21 protein-coding genes are annotated in these 22,913 nt (G+C 70.9%); 10 read left to right on the top strand and 11 right to left on the bottom strand.

Features of this window, described 5'->3' with window-relative positions:
* The 3 genes from VF697_RS08025 to VF697_RS08035 all read left to right on the top strand — a co-directional run.
* Positions 1-1,851: adenylate/guanylate cyclase domain-containing protein (locus tag VF697_RS08025; RefSeq protein WP_331092922.1), on the top strand; the 1,851-nt coding region annotated here is incomplete at its 5' end.
* 2 nt (positions 1,852-1,853) lie between these two features.
* Entirely contained in the window at positions 1,854-2,408 is a 555-nt protein-coding gene (locus VF697_RS08030; RefSeq protein ID WP_331092923.1) for an SH3 domain-containing protein, read from the top strand.
* Positions 2,408-3,448 carry a M48 family metalloprotease gene (locus VF697_RS08035; protein WP_331092925.1) on the top strand — a complete coding sequence of 347 codons (1,041 nt, stop codon included), beginning with the start codon at positions 2,408-2,410 and terminating at the stop codon, positions 3,446-3,448. Before VF697_RS08030 ends, VF697_RS08035 begins: the two co-directional genes overlap by 1 nt.
* A gap of 18 nt (positions 3,449-3,466) precedes the next feature.
* On the opposite strand, the gene VF697_RS08040 is transcribed toward VF697_RS08035, so the two are convergent.
* From VF697_RS08040 to VF697_RS08055, 4 genes are all read right to left on the bottom strand, one after another.
* Positions 3,467-4,732 (bottom strand): phospholipase D-like domain-containing protein, encoded by a 1,266-nt coding sequence (locus VF697_RS08040; protein WP_331092927.1) that lies wholly within the window; start codon positions 4,730-4,732, stop codon positions 3,467-3,469.
* A gap of 103 nt (positions 4,733-4,835) precedes the next feature.
* Positions 4,836-6,434, bottom strand: a complete 1,599-nt coding sequence (locus VF697_RS08045; protein ID WP_331092929.1) for an FHA domain-containing protein — start codon at positions 6,432-6,434, stop codon at positions 4,836-4,838.
* Between the two features lie 7 nt (positions 6,435-6,441).
* Positions 6,442-7,365 carry a WYL domain-containing protein gene (locus VF697_RS08050; protein ID WP_331092931.1) on the bottom strand — a complete coding sequence of 308 codons (924 nt, stop codon included), beginning with the start codon at positions 7,363-7,365 and terminating at the stop codon, positions 6,442-6,444.
* Positions 7,362-8,381: a WYL domain-containing protein gene (locus tag VF697_RS08055; RefSeq protein WP_331092933.1), complete on the bottom strand. Its 1,020-nt coding sequence runs from the start codon at positions 8,379-8,381 to the stop codon at positions 7,362-7,364. The genes VF697_RS08050 and VF697_RS08055 overlap by 4 nt, the downstream gene beginning before the upstream one ends.
* A 333-nt stretch (positions 8,382-8,714) precedes the next feature.
* Between VF697_RS08055 and VF697_RS08060 the strand changes: the two genes are divergently transcribed.
* Positions 8,715-9,185: a hypothetical protein gene (locus tag VF697_RS08060; RefSeq protein WP_331092935.1), complete on the top strand. Its 471-nt coding sequence runs from the start codon at positions 8,715-8,717 to the stop codon at positions 9,183-9,185.
* 6 nt (positions 9,186-9,191) lie between these two features.
* Here the strand turns inward: VF697_RS08060 and proB are convergent, their stop codons facing one another.
* On the bottom strand, positions 9,192-10,322 hold the full coding sequence (gene proB, locus VF697_RS08065) for a glutamate 5-kinase (protein ID WP_331092937.1): 1,131 nt from the start codon (positions 10,320-10,322) through the stop codon (positions 9,192-9,194).
* A 262-nt stretch (positions 10,323-10,584) separates the two neighbouring features.
* Here proB and hflX point away from each other — a divergent pair, with 262 nt between their 5' ends.
* Together hflX and VF697_RS08075 are read left to right on the top strand one after the other, a co-directional pair.
* Positions 10,585-12,345: a GTPase HflX gene (hflX, locus tag VF697_RS08070; protein WP_331092939.1), complete on the top strand. Its 1,761-nt coding sequence runs from the start codon at positions 10,585-10,587 to the stop codon at positions 12,343-12,345.
* Positions 12,346-12,402: 57 nt separating this feature from the next.
* Positions 12,403-12,846 (top strand): hypothetical protein, encoded by a 444-nt coding sequence (locus VF697_RS08075; RefSeq protein WP_331092941.1) that lies wholly within the window; start codon positions 12,403-12,405, stop codon positions 12,844-12,846.
* 19 nt (positions 12,847-12,865) lie between these two features.
* Here the strand turns inward: VF697_RS08075 and VF697_RS08080 are convergent, their stop codons facing one another.
* Positions 12,866-13,867, bottom strand: a complete 1,002-nt coding sequence (locus VF697_RS08080) for an NAD(P)H-dependent glycerol-3-phosphate dehydrogenase (protein ID WP_331092943.1) — start codon at positions 13,865-13,867, stop codon at positions 12,866-12,868.
* A gap of 202 nt (positions 13,868-14,069) precedes the next feature.
* Here VF697_RS08080 and VF697_RS08085 point away from each other — a divergent pair, with 202 nt between their 5' ends.
* From VF697_RS08085 to VF697_RS08095, 3 genes are read left to right on the top strand one after another with little or no spacing between them, the layout of a single operon-like run.
* Entirely contained in the window at positions 14,070-14,615 is a 546-nt protein-coding gene (locus VF697_RS08085; RefSeq protein ID WP_331092945.1) for a hypothetical protein, read from the top strand.
* A 35-nt stretch (positions 14,616-14,650) separates the two neighbouring features.
* Complete coding sequence (locus VF697_RS08090) at positions 14,651-16,171, top strand: sensor histidine kinase (protein ID WP_331092948.1); 1,521 nt, start codon at positions 14,651-14,653, stop codon at positions 16,169-16,171.
* Positions 16,168-16,863: a response regulator transcription factor gene (locus tag VF697_RS08095; RefSeq protein WP_331092950.1), complete on the top strand. Its 696-nt coding sequence runs from the start codon at positions 16,168-16,170 to the stop codon at positions 16,861-16,863. Before VF697_RS08090 ends, VF697_RS08095 begins: the two co-directional genes overlap by 4 nt.
* A gap of 7 nt (positions 16,864-16,870) precedes the next feature.
* On the opposite strand, the gene VF697_RS08100 is transcribed toward VF697_RS08095, so the two are convergent.
* The 4 genes from VF697_RS08100 to VF697_RS08115 form a co-directional block, all read right to left on the bottom strand.
* Complete coding sequence (locus VF697_RS08100) at positions 16,871-17,440, bottom strand: hypothetical protein (protein ID WP_331092952.1); 570 nt, start codon at positions 17,438-17,440, stop codon at positions 16,871-16,873.
* A gap of 8 nt (positions 17,441-17,448) precedes the next feature.
* Complete coding sequence (locus tag VF697_RS08105; RefSeq protein ID WP_331092954.1) at positions 17,449-18,897, bottom strand: NAD-dependent succinate-semialdehyde dehydrogenase; 1,449 nt, start codon at positions 18,895-18,897, stop codon at positions 17,449-17,451.
* A 13-nt stretch (positions 18,898-18,910) separates the two neighbouring features.
* Positions 18,911-19,774, bottom strand: coding sequence for a hypothetical protein (locus VF697_RS08110; protein WP_331092956.1), 864 nt, complete (start codon positions 19,772-19,774; stop codon positions 18,911-18,913).
* 79 nt (positions 19,775-19,853) lie between these two features.
* Positions 19,854-20,555 carry a class I SAM-dependent methyltransferase gene (locus tag VF697_RS08115; RefSeq protein WP_331092958.1) on the bottom strand — a complete coding sequence of 234 codons (702 nt, stop codon included), beginning with the start codon at positions 20,553-20,555 and terminating at the stop codon, positions 19,854-19,856.
* A 196-nt stretch (positions 20,556-20,751) separates the two neighbouring features.
* On the opposite strand from VF697_RS08115, the gene VF697_RS08120 reads away from it, so the two are divergent.
* On the top strand, positions 20,752-22,338 hold the full coding sequence (locus tag VF697_RS08120) for a hypothetical protein (protein WP_331092960.1): 1,587 nt from the start codon (positions 20,752-20,754) through the stop codon (positions 22,336-22,338).
* Positions 22,339-22,403: 65 nt separating this feature from the next.
* Here the strand turns inward: VF697_RS08120 and VF697_RS08125 are convergent.
* Positions 22,404-22,913: Dickkopf N-terminal cysteine-rich domain-containing protein (locus VF697_RS08125; protein ID WP_331092962.1), on the bottom strand; the 510-nt coding region annotated here is incomplete at its 5' end.

Below are 22,913 nucleotides of genomic sequence, written 5' to 3' on the forward strand. Positions count from 1 at the left end.
GCCTCCGAGGAGGACTTCGTCGAGGCCGTGCCCGCGGGTGGCGCGCTCGAGGACGACTTCGTCGAGACGGAGGGGCCCGCCCCCCTGAAGCCGGAGGAGGTGGCCCAGGCGCTCGCCCTCCCCGTGCACCACCCGGGCCTCGTCCTGCCCTCGCTGGAGCAGCGCTCGAGCGAGGAGGCACGGCTCATGCGCCACCCGGTGCCGCCCCTGCCGGACCTGGTGCGCACCGCGCCGGGCTTCGGGCTCGTCATGCAGGAGGAGGACGAGGACGGACGCCTGCGCCGCACCCGCTTCGCGTACTCGGACGGCGCCAACACCTATGCCACGCTCTCCCTGGCCGCGGCGGCGGACATCCTCGGCGCCGAGCGCATCGAGTTGGCGCCCGGCAGGCTGAAGCTCGGCGCCCGCGAGCTGCCCATCAACCCGGACGGCAGCGCCGAGCTGGACTTCGGCGGCACGTGGAAGGAGCGCTTCGAGGCGCTCAGCGTGTACGCGGTGCTGGAGGACTGGGCGCGCCGCCAGGAGCACCGGACGAAGGGCACGCCCTACGCCCCCGTCCTCCCCGAGGGCACCTTCCGCGGCAAGGTGGTGCTGGTGGGCGGCCTGGCGGTGGGCACCAGCGACGTGAAGGCCACGCCCTTCCAGAGTGACGCCCCCGGCCTCGTCAAGCACGCGGTGATGCTGGAGGCGCTCCTGTCCGGCGGCTTCATCACCGACGCGCCCTTCTGGGTGTCGCTCCTGCTCACCCTCTTCGTGGCGCTCCTCTCCGTGACGCTCATCACCCTCACCCGCTCGCCGCTGTTGGAGCTGGCCTGGCCGCTGCTGCTCTACTTCGGCTTCTTCCTCGTCACCGGCCTGTTCCTCGAGCACGGCCAGGTGCACGTGTTGAGCGCCATGCCCACCTACGCGGGCGAGTTCGCCACCCTCTCGGCGGTGGCCTTCAACCACATGTTCGCCAACCGCGAGCGCGAGCGGCTGCGCGAGGCCTTCAACCGCTTCCTCGACAAGACGCTGGTGGATGAGCTGGTGGAGCAGCAGAAGCTGCCCTCGCTGGAGGGGGAGACGCGCGAAATCACCGCCTTCTTCTCCGACATCCGCGGCTTCTCCACCTTCAGCGAGCGCTTCAAGGACGACCCGAAGGCGCTGGTGGCCCTGCTCAACCGCTACCTCACCCGGGTCAGCTCGGTGCTGATGGCGCACGGGGCCTGCCTGGACAAGTACATCGGCGACGCGGTGGTGTGCCTCTTCGGCGCGCCCATGGACATGAAGGACCACGCGGTGCGCGCCTGCCACGCGGCGCTCGCCGTGCGCGCCGAGGTAGACGCGCTGCGCGCCGAGCTCCAGAAGGAGGGCCTGCCGGACGTCTACACCCGCATCGGCCTCAACTCGGCGGAGATGTTCGTGGGCAACTTCGGCAGCGAGCACCTGCTCGACTACACCGCCATCGGCGACGGCATGAACCTGGCCGCCCGGCTGGAGGGCGCCAACAAGGCCTACGACACCGTCATCATGATCGGCCCGCATACCCATGCGCTGGCGCGCGAGCGGATTGAGGTGCGGGAGCTGGACCGGGTGCGGGTGGCGGGCAAGGCCGAGGCGGTGACGGTGTACGAGCTGCTGGCCCGCGCCGGAGAGCTGCCCGAGGCGAAGCGCGCCACCGTGGAGCGCTACCACCGGGCGCTCGCGCTCTACCGCGAGGCCCGCTTCGAGGAGGCGGCCCAGGGGCTTCGGGAGGCGCTCACGGTGGATCCGGAGGATGGCCCCAGCCGGGCGCTGCTTGCGCGCTGCGAGCGTTACGCATTGAATCCCCCACCCCTCCCCTTCGATGGGGTGGTGAGCCTGGAGAAGTGACCGTGAGCCGTCCGAGATTTCCCGCGCTGCTGGCGCTGGTGTGCACCCTGTCCGGAGGCACGGCCCTGGCCGTGAAGGCCGGGGGCACGCTGTACGTCAAGGCGAAGCACACCCACCTGAAGGCCTCGAGCAGCCCCACCGCGGACACGCTCGTGGTGCTGCAACCGGGCAAGGACGTCACCTACGACGGCCGCGTCGCCGGCTCGCCCTGGTGCAAGGTGAAGGTGGCCGTGGACAAGAAGGGCACCGTCGAGGGCTTCATCTACCAGGCCAACCTCGGCGTCTCTCCGCCCTCCATGGAGGTGACGAGCAAGAGCCCGGGCAAGCCGCTGTCGCCGGAGGCCTTCGCCTCCTCGGGCGCGGCCGTGAAGGCCCTGGGGCCTGGAGCCATCCAGTATGGCAAGTCGCTGCCCAAGCCCCAGAGCGTCCAGCAGCTCATCGCGCTCGAGAAGCTCGCCGCCCGCGTGGACGACGTGCAGGTGACCGAGTACGCCCGAGCGGGCGGGCTGCCCGAGGTGGTGGGCCACGCCCAGGTGGCGAAGAAGGGAGGCAAGTGATGAACCGGCGCCAGGTGACTCCCCTCGTCGCATGTCTGATGGTGGGGGGCCTCTCGAGTTGTGCCGCCGTCGAGGAGTACGCGCGCACCTCCGGGAGTCCGATGATGAAGCAGCTCGTGACGGACCAGAAGGAAGCCAGCGACCGCGCCGCCGAGATTGGCAAGGAGTGCAAGGCGCTGGAGGCCCGCTCCATCACCGTCGAGGAAGAGTACGCCTTCGGCGGCGCGGTGGGCGTCAACTGGGTGAGCCAGGGCGGTGGGCTCATCCAGGGGCTGGACGCCCACGCCGTGCACGAGCAGCTCAACAAGATTGGCAAGAACCTCGCGGCCCAGTCCCGCCGGCCCAGCCTCCCCTGGACGTTCGGGGTGCTCCAGTCCCAGGGCGTCAACGCGGTGAGCGGACCCGGCGGCTATGTCTTCCTGTCCGAGGGCCTGCTCGCGCGGCTGGACAACGAGGCCCAGCTCGCGGGCGTCCTCGCGCATGAGATCGCCCACATCACGGACAAGCACGCGCTGCACGAGTATCAGCGCTTCCTCGTGAGTCAGTGCAAGAGCTCGATGACAGCCGAGCATGCCAAGGCCGTGCTGAACTCGGCGAAGCAGCTCGGACTCGGGCTGCCCCCTGGCGACTTGCGAAACCTCTTCCAGAAGCTCACCGCCAACGTCGACTTCAACAAGCTGGGCGATGAGGCCATCAAGGCGATCACCGATGGCTTCGTCCAGCACCTCTCCGAGAAGGGCCTGCGCGAGGAGGACGAGTTCACCGCCGACCAGGAGGCGGTGGAGTTGATGGCGGCGGCGGGCTACGCGCCCTGGGAGTACGTGGCCTTCCTGTCGAAGCTGCCGGACAGCGGGCTCTCCACCACCCACCCCAAAAAGAAGACCCGGCAGGAGCGGTTGCTCGCGCACCTGAAGAAGCTGAACGAGCACGCGAAGGACGACGCCTTCTCCACCCCGGTGAACCTCTCCCAGACGAAGGTGGTGCCCCTGCGCGACGCGCTCCAGGCCCGCCGCACGGGCACCGCCGCGCACACGAACTGAGCGGCGGGGAGCGCCGGCTCAGAGCACCTTGCGGAAGGCGTACAGCACGCGCTCGCAAAGCTTCTGCCACCAGGGCCGGCGGCGGAACTTCTCCAGGTCCACCTCCTGGCAGCTCTCGCAGTCGCCGCGGAAGGACTCCTCCAGCAGCCGGCCCAGCCGAGGGTCCATGAAGACGGCGTTCACCTCGTGGTTGAAGAGCAGCGAGCGCCGCTCGAGGTTGAACGAGCCGATGGTGCCCCACACCCCGTCCACCACCGCCGTCTTCGCGTGCAGCACGCAGCGCTGCCACTCGAAGATGCGCACCCCCGCGGTGAGCAGCTTCTCGTAGAAGGCGCGCGTGGCGTGCACCAGCCACGGGTGATCGCTCTTCGCGTTGAGCAGCAGGCTCACCTCCACCCCGCGCTGGGCGGCCTCGCGCAGCGCCGCCACCAGCCTCCGGTCCGGGATGAAGTAGGCGGCGGCCACCAGCACGCTGCGGCGCGCTCGCGAGATGGCGTGCAGGTACGCCCGGTGGATGCTCCGGCGGCTGGAGAGCACCGCCAGGCCCACCTCTCCCCCATCCCGCCGCGCGGCCCGGCGACGTCGACGGCGCGCCTCGCGCCAGGTGCGGAAGTAGTCCTGGAACGCCATGCGCCAGGTGGCCACGAAGCGGCGCTCCAGCTCGTACACCGCCGGGCCCTCCACCTGCAGCACGTCATCCCGCCAGCACGCCCCGCCCTCGCCCTCGGGCGCCCAGTGGGCGGAGATGTTCACCCCGCCGATGAAGGCCACCTCTCCGTCCACCGCCAGAATCTTCCGGTGGTCCCTGCGCAGCAGGTGCCGCAGGCCCCGGCTCAGGCTGGTGAAGGGCTTGAAGGGGCGGACGTCCACCCCGCGCGCCCGCAGGGCCTCGAAGAAGCTGCGCCGGCTCGTCCAGGAGCCCAGCGCGTCATAGAGCACCTTCACGTGGACGCCGCGCTCGGCCGCCTCCGCCAGCGCCTCGCCGAACAGCTCCCCCACCGCGTCGGTGATGAACATGTACGTCTCGAGGTGGACGTAGCGGCGAGCCCCCCGAATGGCCGCCAACATCGCCGGGTAGGCCTCCACCCCGTCGCGCAGCAGCTGGCAGCGATTGCCCTGGAGCAGCGAGTGCTCTCGCGGCAGGTAGAAGCGGGCCAGCAAGGCCGACGAGACGTGCGGGCTCCACACCGGCTCATGAGCAGGCGGGCAGCCAACCCCCCGCACCGGTTGCTCGCCGGTGCGCTCCCTCGCCTCCGTGCTGATCCCCACCTCCCGCTCACGCATGGTGGGGAAAGGGTGGGAACGGCCGGACGATCCGGCAACCGGCGGTCCCCGTCCCCGGGTCATCCCCCTGGGAGGTTGCGCCGTTGTCCGCCGGACAGAAGCGCTACAGCCCGAGGCTGGCGCGCTTCACCTCGGCCATGTGGGCACAGGCCTGGTCGTAGTCGTCCGGGAAGTACTCGCGGATGTGGTCCAACGTGGACGAGGCCGCCTCCCAGTTCTCCTTGTTGGAGTAGCTCTCCACCTCGAGCATCAGCTTAGCGCAGACGCGATCCAGCTCCTTCTGCGTCTCCTTCACGCGCTCGCGCGACTCGAAGTAGAGGTCCGGCTTGGGCTCGGGGTGGGCCTCCAGCAGCAGCCAGGACTCGCGGAAGGACTTCCACGCCTCGTAGCGGTTGCGCGCGCCCACCTCCGCCGTCTCCATGTTCTTGCGGCCGCGGGAGTACGCCTTGCGCGCCTCGTCCACGAGCTGCTCGGGCGGAATCTCCGGCAGCAGCACCTTCTCCAGCGACACGTTCCAGATGCGCCACGTGTCCTCGCCGGGCGGGTTCTTCGTGTTGTCGAACACGATGCGGTTCGTCTCGCCCTTCTTGAGCAGCTGCGAGGGAATCATGATGTCCAGGAAGCGATCCCCGCTGGCCAGCGTGTCCGCGGCCACCTTGCCCACGTCCACGCCGTTGATCGTCACCAGCACCTCGCCCTCGGAGATGCCCTGCGACTGGAAGCGCAGGATGGCCAGGGCGCGCGTGGCGGCGGTGTACTCCCACTCGAACACCTTCTGGTCCGCGTGCTCCCACGTCACGTCATCCCCCAGGCCGAAGGAGTCCGCGATGGGCGCGCGGGTGAGGGTGACGGGCTCGGGGCCACGCGCCACCTTCGCCTCCCCGCTGAGCACCAGCCAGTACACCGTGCCCATGACGCCCAGCGCCATCACCACGGCCGCGCCGATGAGGCCGCTGCGCACCTTGGGGCTCGCATCCAGCCAGAAGAGCTTGAACTGGGCCGCGATCCCCGAGGACTCGCGCTTGATGCGGGCGCGCTCCGCGGCGGACAGGCCACTCCCCGGGGCCTCCGACACGGGCCGCGCCACCGCGTTGGTCCCGGGACGCCGGGGCGCCGCGGCCGAGGCGGGCGCGCGCTCGATGGCGGCCGAGCCTCCCGCCCGGGCGGGCCGGGCCGGCGCACTCGAGGTCGAGGCCGGCAGTCCGGGACGGGCGGCCGTCGCCCGGGGCTTCATGGCCTGGATGGGGCGGGTGGTGCTCAGCCGCGCCTCCTCGAGCTCCTCCGGGTTGGCGCCCTCGGGCACCAGGGCCTCGCTCTGGGTGCGCCCGCGCGGGCGCGACATCGTCTCCACCGAGACGATGCGCGTGCTGTCGGCGCTCGGAGGCGGCTCCTCCTCGGCCGCCTCGCTCGCCACCTGCTTGAAGACGAACACCACGCCGCCGAGCGAGATCTGATCCCCATCCGCCAGCGACTGCTTGCCCGAGATGGTGGTGCCGTTGACGCGGGTGCCGTTGGAGCTGCCGAGATCCTCGACGCAGTAGTCGCCCGCCTCGGAGAAGATGCGGCAGTGGCGGCGGGAGATGCCCGCGTCGTACAGGACGACGTCACACTCGGTGACGCGCCCGATGAGGACGGAGTCCTGCTCGAAGGACAGCTCCTTGCCGGCCTCCTTGCCCTCGGCGATCGTCAGCTGGAAGCTCATGAAAACCTCAGACTCCTAGGGCGGCCTTCGCCGCACGGGCCACGGCCGCACGGGCCGAAGCGGGCTCGAGCACCTCGGCCTCGCCGCCGAACGATAGCACCCACTGCGTCAACCAGCGCTCATTGTCACCGGCGACCCGGACCTCGACGCCTCCATCCGCGAGCAGGCGAGCGTCCTCGCCGAAGCGCTCCCGGACGTAGGGGGCCACCAGCCGGGTGAAGCGCACCCGGACGGCGGCATCCGTCCGGGCCGGGTTGGGCACCTCGGCGCGAGCGCCCTCCCGGGGCTGGAAGGGGGTGTCGGTGACGGCCAGGCCCTCCATCCGGTCCACCCGGAAGAGCCGGTCGTCCTGGCGGTTGAGGTCCCACGCCTGGAGGTACCACTGGCCCCGGTGGCTGAGCAGCTCGTGGGGCCGCACGCGGCGCGACTCGGGGGCGCCCCGGCCGGGCGTGGCGTAGTCGAACGTCACCTCGCGCCGCTCGTGAATGGCCCGGGTGAGCGGCCCCAGCGCCTGGGGCGCCTCCACCGCGGCGTCGATCTTCCGGTACATCTCGCGGAAGCGCTCGTGCATGCCCGGCGGCAGCACGCGCTCGAGCTTCTCCACCGCGCTGCGCAGGGCATCTCCGGCGGCCGGGCGCAGCAGCTCCGCCGAGGCGGCCAGGGCCGAGGCCTCGCCCACCGTGAGCCGGGGCGGCGCGGACAGGCGCTGGTCGAGGTCCACGTAGACGCGATCGTTCTCCACGTAGATGTCGATGTAGTCGTCCGGGTTGAAGGGGGGCCGGCCCACGCAGGCGAGCAGGTCCAGATCCTCCAGCAGGTGCTCCCGGCTGACGTTGAGGGCGCGCGCCAGCTCCTCCACCGAGATGCCAGGGCGCGAGGACACGAAGGGCACGAGGAACAGCAGGCGGCGCAGACGCTCGTGGACGCTCATGCCGCCACCTCCTCGGGGACACCGTGCTTCTCGAGAATGCGCGTGGCCATCTCCTTCACCCGCGTCCGGGCCTCCTCGGGAGACTCCACGCGGCAGGCCGGCCCCAGCTGCATGCAGAAGCGCAGCAGGCCATCCAGGAACGTCACCGGCAAGTCCACGAGCACGCCCTCCCCGTCCTCGGCCGGGGCCGCGCTGGCACCCGGGAAGAGGGCGGCCGCACGCGACAGGAGCTCGCCGGTGAGGCGCAGGCGCACATCCAGGCGCGCGTGGAAGCGGTGCTGCCAGGGGTAGCTGGCGACGTGGTCGTCGAAGGCGAAGCCCTCGGGCACCTCGAAGTCCGGGGTGCGCGGCCGGGCGGTGTTCGCCTTGAGCGAGCGGATGCGGTGCACGAGGAAGGTGCGCGGGCCCTGGCGCAGGTGGCAGTAGCCCACCAGCGTCCAGATGCCCCGGCGCAGCACGAGCCCGTAGGGGTCCACCTTGCGCTCGGTGGGCTCCGGCTGCTTGGGCGAGGCATAGGACATCTGCACCCACTTGTGCCCGGCGCACGCCTCCCAGAGCTGCTCCAGGTGCGCGGCGAGCTGCGGGCTGCCCTGCTCCGAGCCCAGCTCCATGCGCACGCGCGGGGTGGGCAGCGCGTGGCCGGCGAAGAAGCCAATCTTCCTCAGCGCGTGCGACAGGTCATCCCGGCCGGGGAAGGCCCCGGAGGTGAGCGCGGCGCTGCCCGCGGCGTAGAGGACGGCCAGCTCCTCCTTGGTGAGGTCCACCTCGGGCAGGTAGTAGGCGTCGCGGTCGACGACGTAGCCGTCGCGCCGCTCGTCATCTCCCTGGATGTAGGTGAGGGGAAAGCCCAGCTCCAGCAGTTCCGCCTTGTCACGCTCGAACTTGCGCTCGGCGGCGTCATCGGAAATGCCCATGTAGTCGTGGGGGAAGTGCTCGCGCAGTTCCGCCCACGAGATGGGTTCCCGAGCGTCCAGGAAGAGGGCTACGAGGTCGAGGAGGCGTTCGGTCCGGTCCATCGGGAGTTTTCGACAATGCGCAAAAGCGTCAGGTCGGGTCAAGGCGGGGAGGCGAGACGGGTGCGCACGCCCGCTCACGCTCCGGGGTGCCCTGGATCTACCCGGCGAGCAGGCACCTGAACAGCTTTTTGCTGAACAGCCGAGCAGGTGTGTCCATGGGTGAGCGGATCCGACCTGGGGCCCGCTGAGGGGGCGGGCACGGGGGGTGGGCTCGCGCTCGGCGTGTAAGTGGGATATTCCTAGGGGTCGCCGCCGTGCACGCTTGGCCGGAGCGTGCTCAACCGACGGTATGCCCCACGGCGAGGCACGACGCCTCGTTAGAGAGGACCCACCATGAAGCGCTCCACCCTCATGAAGAAGCTGTGGCTCGGGCTGGCGCTGGTGGGACTGGCATGCCTGGCGGCCGTCCCCCGGGAAGCGAAGGCCGAGCCCCTGTACTTCGCGCTGGAGGTGCGGCGTGAGGGGCGGTTGGTGGCCCAACCGAAGCTGCTGGGGGAGACGGGCCGCACCCTGCGCGCCGAGCGCCGCAAGCCGGGCGCCAGCGAGCCGGACTACCGGCTGGTGCTCACGCCCACCGCCGAGGGCGAGACGTTCCACCTGGAGTTGGACCTGATGCTGCCCGAGGTGAAGGGGCACTCGGAGCTGGCGCTGCTGCACGGCCAGGAGCGCAAGGTGCAGCTCGGCCGCTATCCGGGTGACCTGGAAGTGTCCCTGCTCCTCATGAAGGTGGACTCGCCGGAGTTCCGCGCGCTGATGGACCTGGCCGCGGATGCCGACGAGCGCGGCTCCGGCCGCCCCATCTGAGCCGGGCTACAGCACCGCCAGGTCGTCGCGGTGCACGGCCTCATCCAGGTAGCGGTAGCCGAGCACCGATTCGATGTCGGCGCTCTTGAGCCCGGCGATGCGCCGCAGCTCCCCGTCCTCGTAGGCACTGAGCCCGCGGGCGAAGGCCTGCCCCTGCTCGTCCACGAGGTCCACCGGGTCTCCCCGTCCGAAGTCGCCCTCCACAGCGCGGATGCCCGAGGGCAGCAGGCTGCGCTTGCCCACGACGATGGCCTCGCGCGCCCCCGCGTCCACGAGGAGCCGCCCCTTGGGCTTGAGCGCATGGGCGATCCACGCCGTGCGGGCGCTGCGCCGGGTGCCGGGGGTCTCGAAGAGGGTCCCCGTGGGCTCGCCCGACAGCACGGAGCGCAGGCGGCCGGGCACGGCCCCCGAGGTGATGAGGCAGCGGACGCCGAGCTCGGTGACGCGCGCGGCGGCGCGAATCTTGGTGGCCATGCCGCCGGTGCCCACCAGGGAGCCGGAGCCCCCGGCCAGGGCGAGCAGCTCGGGGGTGACGGCATCCACCTGGGAGAGCAGCCGGGCGTCCGGGTCCTTGCGCGGGTCGGCGGTGAAGAGGCCCTCCACGTCGGAGAGGATGATGAGCGCGTCGGCCTCCACCACGCCGGCCACCAGCGCGGCGAGGGTGTCGTTGTCACCGAACTTCAGCTCGTCCACGGAGACGGTGTCGTTCTCGTTGATGACGGGCACCACGTTGGCCGCGATGAGGCGCTCCAGCGCGTGCTTCACGTTGAGGTAGCGGCGCCGGTCCTGCACGTCCCCGTGGGTGAGGAGCACCTGGGCCACGCGCCGGTCCACCTTGCCGAAGGCCTCCTCGTAGGCCTGCATGAGACGGCTCTGGCCCACCGCCGCGCAGGCCTGCTTGCCGGGAATGTCCTTGGGTCGCGCGGGCAGTCCCAGCCGCTCGACGCCGAGCGCGATGGCGCCGCTGGACACCACCACCAGCTCCCGCCCCTGGGCCGCCCACAGCAGGTCCTCGCCCAGCGCCTCGAAGTGAGCCCGGTTGAAGCGCCCCGTGGCGTTGGTCAGGGCGTTGGTCCCAATCTTCACCACCACGCGCCGCGCGGCGCGCACCGCATCACGTCCGGAAAGGTTCACCATCTAAACGTATGTCGGAAGGACTCGCCGTGGGGGCGTGTTGTACGAGGTCGGCCTTTCGGGTCCTCGGAAATCACTTCGAGCCGGAAGGCGCTCCCTCTCTATCGGAGGGCCCCTGGAAGGTCTTACCTCGGACGCGTGTTGTACGAGGTCGGCCCTTCGGCGAACGCGGGGGTGAATCCGGGGCAGAAGGCCCCTATCCTCTGGGTAGCAGACCGACGGCGTTGCGCGGACGCCCTTCCACCCGCGCGGGAGAAGGACTCTTTTGAAGGAAATCTACGGCAACACCCTTGGACTCAAGGCAAGCGAGCAGAGCCGGCTGCGCAACACCTACCGGCGTCGCGTCTCTCCGCATGAGATCATCTCGCCGGAGCTCGCCCGCCACCTCACCGAGCTGTCGAGCGAGACCAACCGGCAGGTCGGCGTCCTCCTCAACCGCAAGGGGGAGATCGAGTACGTGGTGGTGGGCAACGCCCACAAGCTGGAGCTGCCGGACATCGGCCGTGCCCGCGCCGGCCAGGTGCGTCTGAGGGGTCTGCGCCTGGTGCACACCCACCTCAAGAGCGAGCCGCTCACCAAGGACGACCTGACGGACCTCGCGCTGCTGCGCCTGGACATGGTCGCCGCGGTGGGCGTCACCTCCAGCGGTCTGCCCGGCGTCGTGCACTACGCGCACCTCGTGCCCGAGAACGGCACCGGCGACTTCTGGAGCGTCTCCACGCTCCCCAACGTCCATGACGACCAGCCGGACGTGCTGTCCACGCTGGAAGCCCTGGAGCAGGAGCTCAGCCGCAAGGCCGCCGCTCGCACCGTGAGCGGCCGGGAGAAGGCCATCCTCGTGGCCGTGTGCCTCGACGGCAACCGGGCCACGGCCGAGGCCAGCCTCGAGGAGCTCAAGGAGCTGGCGCGCACCGCCGGCGTCGAGGTCATCGACAGCGTGCTCCAGATGCGCCGCGAGGCCGACCCGCGCTACCTCATCGGGCGCGGCAAGCTGGAGGACCTCAACCTGCGCTCCATGCAGGCCATGGCGGACGTCCTCATCTTCGACAAGGACCTCACCCCCTCGCAGGGCCGCCACATCAGCGAGGCCACCAGCCTCAAGGTCATCGACCGCACCCAGCTCATCCTCGACATCTTCGCCCAGCGGGCGCAGAGCGCCGAGGGCAAGCTCCAGGTCGAGCTGGCCCAGCTCAAGTACCGCCTGCCGCGGCTCGTCCAGAGCGACACCTCGCTCAGCCGTCTGGCCGGTGGCATCGGCGGACGCGGCCCCGGCGAGACGAAGCTGGAGATCGACCGTCGCCGCGCGCGCGAGCGCATCAACAACCTGGAGAAGCGCATCGACTCGCTCTCGCGGGAGCGCGAGGTGCGTCGCGCCCAGCGCAACCGGCGCGAGCTGCCCGTCATCTCCATCGTGGGCTACACCAACGCGGGCAAGTCCACGCTGCTCAACGCCATCACCGGCTCGGACGTCCTCGCGGAGAACAAGCTGTTCGCCACGTTGGACCCCACCAGCCGCCGGCTGCGCTTCCCCCAGGAGCGCGAGGTCATCATCACCGACACGGTGGGTTTCATCCGGGACCTGCCCAAGGACCTGGTGGCCGCCTTCCGCGCCACGCTCGAGGAGCTCTACGACGCGGACCTCCTGCTGCACGTGGTGGACGCGGGAGACCCGGCGCGCGACGAGCAGGTGGCGGCCGTCGAGGGCATCCTCGAGTCGCTGGGCCTCATGGAGAAGCCGCGCCTGATGGTGTGGAACAAGGCGGACCTGCTCTCCCCCGAGGAGGTGCAGTCGCTGCTGCGCAGTGACGGCGGCGTGGCCATCAGCGCCGCGAAGCGCGAGGGGCTCGCCAGCCTGCTGGCCAAGGCGGACACCACGCTGTTCGCCGAGGGCGCCTCGCAGAACCTCGGCGTCGTCGCCGAGAGCGGCTCGCACGGCCTGGAGGTGCTCTCCTCCCGGCGGGACGCGGCGGAGGAGCTCGGGCTGCTCGCCGAGGAGGACGACGTGCCCAACCTCGGGGTGGCGTAGGCCCTCCCGAGCCAGAGGGTTGCGGGCCGGCACCGGGGCCCTTACAGTCCCGGTGCCGTGCTCACGCCGCTCCCCCTCTCCTCCCTGTCCCTGCTGCTCGCGCAGCTCTCCCTTCCCGGCCTCGAGTCGGGTCCCGACAGGCCCGCCTCGTCGGTGGACCCGGACTACTTCGAGCTGCTGGAGCGCAACAGCCACATCGTCTACCCCGCCCTCGGCCTGCTGGTGCTGGGGCTGGTGACGCTCGCCATCCTCCAGGCCTCCAAGGCCCAGCACATGGATGGTGCCGCCAAGGTCGAATTCAAGCGGCGCATCGTCGACGAGCTGCGCCGCCACCCGGCGGGCCTCATGGCCCCGGAGCTGGCGAGCGTGCTGGAGCTGGAGCGCGGCATGCTGGTGCGGCTGCTGGACCAGATGCAGCAGGACGGCGTGCTCATCTCGCACACCACCACCCAGCGCCACACCGTCTGGCGCGTGAAGGGCGTGGGCGGCCGCTCCGCTTGAGGGCCGCCCCGGCCCGCGCTCACGTCAGCTCGGACTTGGGCTGACGCGTCATCAACTCCACCACCGCGGCCCGGGCGCTCTTGCCCTCGTAGGCGATGGCGTACACCTGCTCGCAGATGGGCAGCTCCACGCCCAGCTTGCGCGCCAGGTCCCGCGCGCTCTTGGCCGTCTTCACGCCCTCGGCCACCTGCTTCATGTCCCCGAGCACGTCCTGGAGCGAGCGGCCCCGGCCCAGCTCCATGCCCACATGCCGGTTGCGGCTCAGCTCGCCGGTGCAGGTGAGCACCAGGTCCCCCATGCCGGACAGGCCGGAGAGGGTGAGCGGGTTGCCGCCCTTGCGCACCGCCAGGCGCGTGATCTCCGCCAGCCCCCGGGTGATGATGGCCGCGCGGGCGTTGTGGCCCATGCCCAGCCCGTCCGCGATGCCCGCGGCGATGGCGATGACGTTCTTGAGCGCCCCGCCATACTGCACCCCCATCACGTCATTGGAGGTGTAGGAGCGGAACGTGTCCGTCTGCAGCGCCTTCTGGCAGCGCACGGCCACCTTCTCCCAGTGCGAGGCGATGGTGACGACGGTGGGCATGCGCTGGGCCAGCTCCTTGGCGAAGCTGGGGCCCGAGAGGACGGCCACGTAGGGGTGGAACTCCTCCGGCAGGCAGTCCTCCAGCAGCTCCGTCATGGTGAGGAGCGTCTCGTTCTCGATGCCCTTGGCCACCGTGATGACGGGGGCGTGGCGGGGCAGGTGCGGCAGGGCGCTGGCCACCACCTCGCGCGTGGCGTGGCTGGGCGTGGCCAGCACCACCATCTCCGAGCCCTCCAGCGCCTCCTTCAGGCTCGTCGTGGCCTGGACGCGCTGGGAGATGGGGATGCCCGGCAGGTAGGAGGGATTCTCGTGGCGGGTGTTGAGGGTGTCGGCGAGGGCGGAATCCCGGCCCCACAGGCCCACCTGCTCGCAATTCACCGCGAGCACGTTGGCGAGGGCGGTCCCGAAAGAGCCGGAGCCGATGACACTGGCGCGCATGGAGGACATCTCCGGACAGAGAGAGAGGGAGGCGCAGCTTAGTCCACCCCCCGCCCCGGGACGAGGACAAGGCGGCCTTCCCGACGAGCGGCCCGCGCAGCGTCCGACAGCGGGCAGGGGGCGCACTTCCCGTGGCCACGCGGGGGGTGGAACGGTCTACCATCCGCGGCCTCGCGCGGGGTGCGCACAGGAGGAGCCAGGGATGAGGGCAGGCAGGGGCGCGGGAGTGGTGCTGGCACTGACGCTCGGCGCGTGCCGCTCGCGGGAGGCGGGGCCCGTGGACGCGGGCGTGCTGCCCCCGCCGAGCGCCCTCACCTGCGAGGCCCTCATCCCCCCCGAGGTGCGCGAGTCGCTGCCCGGCTTCACCCTCAAGGAGGAGCGGCCCTGCCCCTCCTGCGGGCCGCTGTGCACCTTCCAGTCCGCGGAGCGCAAGGGCATCACCGTCTCCATCGCCTATGACTGCCGCAAGCGCTTCGACGGCGCGGACGTGCGGGAGTTGCTGGCCCCGACCCTGCGCGCCGGCGGCGTGGAGGTGCCCGCCCTGGGCAAGGCCGCCGCCCGCCGCGAGCCCGTGCCGGGCATGCTCCAGGTCGTCACCTGGGACGACGACACCCCCTGTGGCCTCGTCATCACCTGGCTGGGCGCCGACAAGGAGCGCGCGCTCGACATCGCCCGCATGACGCTCTTCGCCACCACCGGCGAGCGGCTGGCGCACGCCGGCACGCCCCCGGACGCCGGTCAGCCCTGAAGCGCGGGCCCACTTCAGGGTAAAGGAGAGGGGCCGTGCCGAGCTCCCAGCCCTCCATCATCCTCAGCTTCCGGCGCACCTTCGCGCTGCTCATCGTCCTCGTCGTGCTGCCCTCCGCGGGGCTGTCCGGCTTCGGCGTGGTGGCCATCATCAACGAGCGCGCCGCGGTGGAGAAGCGCCTGGAGGCCGCCTGGCAGGGCACGCTGGAGTCGCTCGCCGAGGAGCTGCCCCAGGCGCTCCGGGCCTCGCGCTTCCACCAGGTGGAGGGCAGGTCGCGCCTGCTGGCTCCCGACGGGCGCGTGCTGTCCACGACGTCCTTCCACCTCCAGGGCAAGCAGGTGGACACGAGCGACGCGGAGCTCGCCACCGCCCTGAATGCCGTGGGCTCCTCGGCCGAGGACTTCCCCTTCGGCACCTCCGTCTTCTCCCTCATGGTGGGCGGGCGCGCCGCGCTCCTCGCCGCCGAGCGCCACGGCAGCGAGGTGCACGGGGTGCGCCTGTCCCAGGAAGCCGTGGAGGCGCTGCTCGCCGAGCGCACCGAGGGCTGGGTGTCCTCCAGCGAGCCGGTGCGCTTCGCCCTCCTCCCCCGCCAGGAGGCGACGGGCGAGGGGCTGATGGGAAAACTGGCCCTGGAGGTGGCGCAGGCGCGGGCCAACGCGCTCGGGCCCCAGGTGCTCGCCGAGCGGGTGCTCAACCCACCACTCCAGGACTTCCGGCTCGGCGTGCTGGCCACCGGCGAGGACCCCATCGCCCGGGCCTCCACCCGCAACCGCGTGGTGTACGTCGTGCTGCTCGCCCTCTTCTACCTCACCCTCACCTTCGGCGTGGCGTACACCGGCCGCGTGCTGTACCGCGAGGCCAAGCTGTCGCGCATGAAGACGGACTTCGTCTCGCTGGTGAGCCATGAGCTGCGCACCCCCGTCACCTCCATCCGCATGTTCATCGAGACGCTCGCCCTGGGCCGGGTGAAGGACCCCGCCCAGACGCAACAGGTGCTGCAGATGCTCACCCAGGAGACGGAGCGGCTGAGCACCCTCATCGAGCGGGTGCTGGACTGGTCGCGCATCGAGAGCGGGCGCAAGGAGTACCACCGGGAGCTCCAGCCGGTGTCGGTGCTGGTGGAGTCCGCCGTCAGCGCCTTCCGGGCCCAGCGGCTGGAGGGGGACATGCAGCTCACCGTGGACGTCCCCGAGCACCTGCCCCCCGTCCAGGTGGACCGGGACGCCATCGCCGGGGCCCTGCTCAACCTGCTGCAGAACGCCTACAAGTACAGCGGCGAGGACAAGCGCATCGCCCTGAGCGTCCAGGCCGAGGGCAAATGGGTCAACTTCTCGGTGGAGGACCACGGGATGGGCATCGCGCCGAGGGATCGCAAACGCATCTTCGAGCGCTTCTACCGGGTGGACAATCTGCTCACCCGCAAGACGGAGGGCAGCGGGTTGGGACTGGCCATCACCAAGCGCCTGGTGGAGGCTCATGGCGGACGCATCCTCCTCAAGAGCGAGCTGGGCAAGGGCAGCCGCTTCACCCTCCAGATTCCGGTGGCCAAGGCATGAGCGACGACAAGCCCCTGCGCATCCTGGTGGTGGAGGATGACCTGGCCATCCTCACCGGCCTGTCCATGAACCTGCGCTTCGAGGGCTACGAGATCCTCCAGGCCCAGGACGGCCGGCAGGGGCTGGCGCGCGCGCTCGACGAGGCGCCGGACCTCGTGGTGTTGGACCTGATGCTGCCCGAGCTCAACGGCTACGAGGTGCTCAAGGAGCTGCGCCAGCGCGGCCGGGACACCCCCGTGGTGGTGCTCAGCGCCAAGGGGGCCGAGCCGGACAAGATTCTCGGCCTCAACCTGGGCGCGGACGACTACGTGGTGAAGCCCTTCGGGCTGCAGGAGCTGCTCGCGCGCATCAAGGCCGTGCTGCGCCGGCGCTTCCCCACCGCGGGGCAGCCCGCGCCCCTGTCCTTCGCGGACGTGCTGTTGGACCCCGCCGCCAAGACGGTGACCCGGGCCGGGCAGCCCGTGGAGCTCACCGCCCAGGAGTTCAAGCTGCTGGCCCACTTCCTCGCCCACCCGGGGCGCACCTTCAGCCGCGAGGAGTTGCTGAGCGCCGCCTGGGGCTACGACTACGTGGGCAGCGCGCGCACGGTGGACAACTTCATGCGCCAGCTGCGGCTCAAGCTCGAGGTGGACCCCGAGCAGCCCCGCCACTTCATCACCGTGCGGGGGCTCGGCTACCGCTTCGACCGCTGACGGCGCCTCACTGCCTGTCGGCGACCAGCACCGACGTCAGGTAGAACAAGCGCCCGGGCCGGGGCTTGCCGGGCAGCCGCGCCCCCACCTCCTCCATCAGCGCGCCGATGAAGTGGATGTTCTTGGGGAAGATGAGCGCGGCCTGGGCCCGGAAGAGCACGGTGGCATCGAGCGCGTCCCCGTTGCGGTGGAAGTGCAGCTCCCGCATGCACTTGGCGTCCCCGTCGAAGTCGTGCTTGGGCCGCGCTGTGTTGGGGATGGTGATGACCGCCCGCTTCGAGGCGGGAAACCGGGTGAGGCAGTCGACCACGTTGGCGACCTTCTCGCGCATGCCCTCCCGGTAGTCGCCTTGCGCCCCGCCCCGGTTCTCGGAGAACCAGCGGCGCTGCTCCGGCCGGAGCTCATGCCCCAGGTTCCACGCCGTGTACGCCTCCAGCGCCTCCCGGGAGAACAGCTCCGTCTCCACCAGCCAGTCCTCCATCCGGATGTCCTGATGGAAGTTGCGGACGATGCGCCCGTCCTTCGTCAGCTCGCTCATCAACCGCCAGACGTCACGACAGGCTCGTGCCTCGCTCATGGGGGCCCTCACAACCCAAAACAGATGCTCTTCACTTCCAGGAACTCGTCCAGGCAGCCCAGGCCCCCCTCGCGGCCGAGGCCCGACTGCTTGATGCCGCCAAAGGGCACCTCCGGCGCGCAGATGGACGCCGTGTTGGCGCCCACCATGCCGGCCTCCAGCTCCTCGGAGAGCCTCCACAGCCGGCCCAGCCGCGCCGTGTAGACATAGGCCGCCAGGCCGGCCTCCGTCTCGTTGGCCCGCGCGATGACCTCGTCCTCTTCGGTGAACCGGTACACCGGCGCCACCGGGCCGAAAATCTCCGTCCGGTAGAGCCTCATGGCCGGCGTCACATCCCGCAGCACCGTGGGCTCGTAGAAGAGCCCGCCCCGGGCCGCCCGCCGGCCGCCCGTCACCGCCCGAGCACCCTGGGCCACGGCCTCGTCCACCAGGGAGGCCACCTTGGCCACCGACTGCTCGTTGATGAGCGGCCCCACCCGGGTCTCCGGCTCCAGGCCCGTGCCCAGCCGCAACCGGGACACCCGGGCGGCGAGCTCCTCGACGAACCGCTCATAGAGCGCGTCCTGGACGAAGAACCGGTTGGCGCCAATGCAGATCTGCCCGCTGTTGTAGAAGCGCGCCCCCACGGCGGCGTCCGCGGCCTGGGCGACGTCGGCGTCCTCGAACACGATGAAGGGCGCGTTGCCGCCCAGCTCCAGCGCCACCTTCTTCAAGGTGCTCGCGGCCTTGCCCATCAGGGTCTTCCCCACCCCGATGGAGCCGGTGAACGAGACCATCTGGATCCGCGGATCCGTGGCCAACACCTCGCCCACCGCCCCCGGGCTCGAGCAGGGGACCACATTCAACACGCCAGCGGGCAGGCCCGCCTCGACGGCGAGCCGGCTCAAGGCCAGGGCGATGAGCGGCGTCAGCTCCGAGGGCTTGAGCACCACGGTGCACCCGGCGGCGATGGCGGCACCGCACTTCACCACCACGGCCGCGGCCGGGAAGTTCCACGGGGTGATGGCCGCGACCACGCCCACCGGCTGCTTCACGGTGAGGTTGCGCACCTGGCCGCTGTTGACCGGCAGGGTGTGGCCATGGGCCCGCTTACACTCCTCCGCGAACCACTTCAGGGAGATGGCGCACTGGTCGATCTCCCCCTGGGCCTCGCGCAGCGGCTTGCCCTGCTCCCAGGTGAGGAGGCGGGCCAGGTCCTCGCGCGCTCCGACAATCGCCTGGGCCCAGGCCTCCACCAGCCGGGCGCGCTCGGTGGCTGGCGCGCGCCGCCAGCCGACGAGCGCCCGAGCCGCCGCGCCCACCGCGTTGCGCGCCGCCTCGGCTCCCAGGTCGGCGACCTCGGCGATGAGCGAGCCATCGCTGGGATCCCTCACCGCGAAGCGCGTCTCCCCAGAAATCCACTCGCCGCCAATCCTCGCCCCGGGGGACAGCAGCTCCCGACGTTCAATCGTCCGCATGGTCCGTCCTTGCCTAGAAGAGGGCGCCCTCGGCCCGCTGCAGCTCCCGCACCCGGGGCCAGCGCTCGCGAAGGAACTCCTGGTGCACCGCCACGGCGTCCACGTCCTCGGAGACGAGCCCCTCGGGCATCCGCCGGTAGCTCGCCCCCGGCCGGCAGCTGGCCTCGGTCCGCGCGAAGTGCACCGCCCGGAAGTCGAAGCTGCGCAGCCCCGCCATCCGCCTCGGCTTCTCCAGCATGGGGACGTTGTGGCGCATGCGCACGTTGTCGAACACCAGCACGTCCCCGGGCCTCGAGGGCGGAGACGCCTCCTTCCCCGTCCCCGTGTCCCGCAGCACCGTGCCCTGCAGCTCGCCCTCGTTCTGGTTGGAGAGCGTCAGGATGACCACCAGCCGCGGCAGCAGCCCCTCGTGCAGGGTGAAGCCACCGTCCTCGTCCTTGCGGTAGTCCAGGTACTCACCATCGAAGTGCTCGGTGACGGGCTTGCTGCCACTCAGGTACGTCTGCCAGTTGAGCATGGAGCGGCTCGAGGCCGGCACCTCCGCCCCCAGCAGCGCCCCCAACACCTCGTCGTGGAAGCGCAGGAAGCGATCCACCGCCGACAGCCCCTCGTGCGACACCGTCGGCAACGGACTGGGGCCGGTGCTGATCATCATCGCGTGGCTGGTGCGCGTCGGCGTGTTGTCACTGAGGTAGGCCGCGTGCCGGTCGATGTTCTCCACCCGGTAGTGCCGCGCCGCCATCTCGTCGCACTCGCGCTCCAGCGCCCGGAGAAAGGGCGTGTCGAAGACGGCGGGCAGGTAGGCGTAGCCCTCCTGCATCAACTGCGCGCTCACGCGCGGGGAAACAGCGGTCAGCACGGCGGCGCTTGCGGGCATGGGCGGGCTCCTGGGCGAACAGGCCCGGGAAGATCCCACTTCCCAACACTTCGTGTCAAAACACCCCGCGAGCGCTTCCCTACCCCTCCACCACGCCAATGTGCCGCGCGTCCTCGGGGTCGAACGGCTTGCCGTCGAAGTGCCCGTAGCGCTCGCGAGGCGTGAGCCCACAGGCCGCCATGGCCGCGTCCAATTCCTCGGCGCTGAAGGGCCTCAGCCGCAGGCGGCGGATGCCCAGCGGGGCGCCCGGCTGCCGGCGCTCGCGCAGGTGGAAGGAGAACACCGGCCGGCGCGGCTCCAGCGCGCTCCCGGGCTCCTCGTCGTCGCGCGAGGAGGCGGTGGGCTCGGGCGGCGGGTTGAGGACGTCGTAGAGAAAGGTGCCCCCGGGCTCGAGGTGGTGGCGCACCGTGGCCAGCATCGTCTCGAGATCCTCGGGCGAGCCCATCATCCCCAGGGCATTCTGCGGGGCGAGCACCACGGGGAAGCGCTCGGAGAGGCGCAGCGAGCGCGGATCCGCGTGGAGGAAGCGCACCCGGCCGGACACCTCGGGGGACTCCGAGGCCCGCGGCTCCTCGGCGGTCCGCACCATCCGCTCGGAGGGCTCCACCCCCAGCACCGACAGCCCGTGCTCGGCCAGCGCCCAGGCCACGCGCCCGGTGGCCGAGCCCAGCACCAGCACGGGCCCACCGCGCTCGGTCGCCTGGCGTGTGTAGAAGAGGAGGTCGGGGTCCTGCCCCACCAGGGAGAGCGGCGTGCGGCCCCGTGTGTCGTTTCCGGCCATTGGCCCCGGAAGTAGCACGGTTGAGGGCGTAAAGGGGTCAGCACGCTGCCGCCTGTGGGCATCGGCCTACCCACGCGCTGTCCGGGAGCCGACGCCCGGGCCCGTCCCCCAGAGGGGACAGGCTGGCACCCGGCTTGCGATGGAGCGAGGGGCGGGGGTGCCGTGTCGGCACCCGGACTCGGATGGTGGGCAGGGTATGAAGGGTGGATGGCGGTGGGCGGCGGCGCTCGTCATGACGGGCACGATGTGGGTGGGTTGCAAGCAGGCGGGGCGGGACCAGTCGGAGCAGGGCAATCCCGGACTGGACACGCCGCGGCGGGACGAGGACGGCGCGACGAAGCCCCCTCCGATTCCCGTCGACCCGGGCCCGGGGAATGGGGGGAACCCCGCGGGCACGCCGGTGCCGGACGCGGGCAAGCCGGTGCCGGACGCGGGCACGCAGCCACCCGACGCGGGCACCCAGTCGCCGGACGCGGGCACGCAGCCACCCGACGCGGGACCTCCGCCGGAGGCGGCCATCAACTTCCCCTCGCCCGCGGGCTGGAAGTTCTTCGGCACCCAGCACGGCGGCCCCCGGCGCGTCTACGGCGTGTCGTCGGACAAGAGCGGCAACGTCTGGGTGGCCGGCGGTGAGGACGGGCTCTTCCTCCTGGAGCCGGGCGCCACGCAATTCCGGCGCTTCACCATGGCGGACGGCCTGCGCCCCTACGGCTACATGCCCGACGGCAGCGCCCCTCCGGGAGACAAGTACCTGAAGGTCATCTCCGTGGCGGGCGGCCCGGCCAACACCGTCTTCGTGGGCTACGAGGGCATGCCCGGCAAGGGCGCCGACCACTGCGAGAACAACTGGGACGGCATCCGGCGCAACCCGGCCCGCTACAAGAGCGGCGACGCGGACCGCGTGACGCTCGGCGCGGACGGGAAGCTCTCCGTCGTCCACTACGACATCTTCTCCGGCCCCAACGTGGTGCGTGACGAGCCGGAGGGCCGCGAGAAGCTCTGCAACGTGCTGCGCCTGGCCTACGACGAGAGCACCAACAGCATCTGGTTCGGCGCCAACCACGGCTTCGCCCGCGCGGATGCCGACTTCCCGGGCAACCCCACCTGCAACGGGCAGCTGCGCTGCTCCGGCATCGAGGAGCACACCCACCCCGCCCTCAACGCCCACGGCGAGAGCGGCGGCGACGTCCTGCTCACCGACGCCTACTACGGCGTGGCGGTGCACTCGAGCGGCGACGTCATCTTCGGCGGCGCCAACCGCTCCACGCGCTTCCGCTACGGCACCACGGGCAACAACTTCTGGGCGGCCCAGACGGCCACCGAGGCCCGCGCCAACGCCAGCAACCGCATCGACATCTGGAAGGACGCCGTGCAGGAGCCGACCATGCCCCACCCCAACGAGCGCGTGGATGACCATGTGTCCGGCATGGCGGTGCTCGGCGACACCGTCTGGGTGAGCTCCTTCACCCGCGGGCTCGCGAAAATGGACATCGACGGCAACGACGTCCAGTACGTGAATACTCCCGAGAAGCAGCTCGGCACCGTGGCGGCCGATCCAACCGATGGCAGCATCTGGACCGGCGCCCGCTGGCTCGGGATCGTCTACCGGTTGAACGGCGGGGTGCGCACCTACGGCTGCCCCGAGTTCGGCACGCGGCTGTGCGCCAGCCGCGTCTCCGACATCCAGGTGGACACCCACAACGGCAGGCACCGCGTCCTCGTGGCCTTCATGGGCAATGACGAGACGCGCGTGCCCGGCGCCATCGGCATCTACGAGGAGTAGGGCCTGACGCACGGGCCCGGTTCCCCTCCGACTCCTGGAGGGGAACCGTCGTGCTCAGGGCCCGCTCAGGCGCAGGTGAACGACCAGCGGCAGTTGTTCGACAGGCACTCGCGGTTGCTGGAGCACACCGCGCCGCGGGACTTCTTGTTCTGGCAGTTGCCCGAGTTGGTGCCCCAACCGCAGTACTGGGTGCTGGCGCAGTGCGAGTCGCTGTCGCACAAGCAGGTGCCCGTGGGGTTGACGTAGCAGTCCGCGCTGCACCGGTCCGTCGTGCACTCGGTGTCCGCCTTGCAGCTCTGCCCGTAGGCCTTCGAGCGCGGGGTGTAGCACCAGCCCGTCAGGTCAGCGCAGCCGCCGCACGCCCCGGACTGGCACTGGCCATCCCGACTGCACGAGACCCAGTTCGCCTTCTTCGGCACGCAGTCGTTGTCGCCCGGGTTGGCGGGAATCTCGTCCTGGCAGTAGTTCGAGGCGCCGCAGTCCCCGTCATCGTTGCACACGCAGCGCCCATCGAAGGTGGAGCACAGCACCGAGGTGCACTGGTCGCTGATGCACTCCGCGTCGAAGCGGCAGCC

Origin of the sequence: Archangium sp. (assembly GCF_036388035.1) — a bacterium.
Classification (GTDB): Bacteria; Myxococcota; Myxococcia; order Myxococcales; family Myxococcaceae; genus Archangium.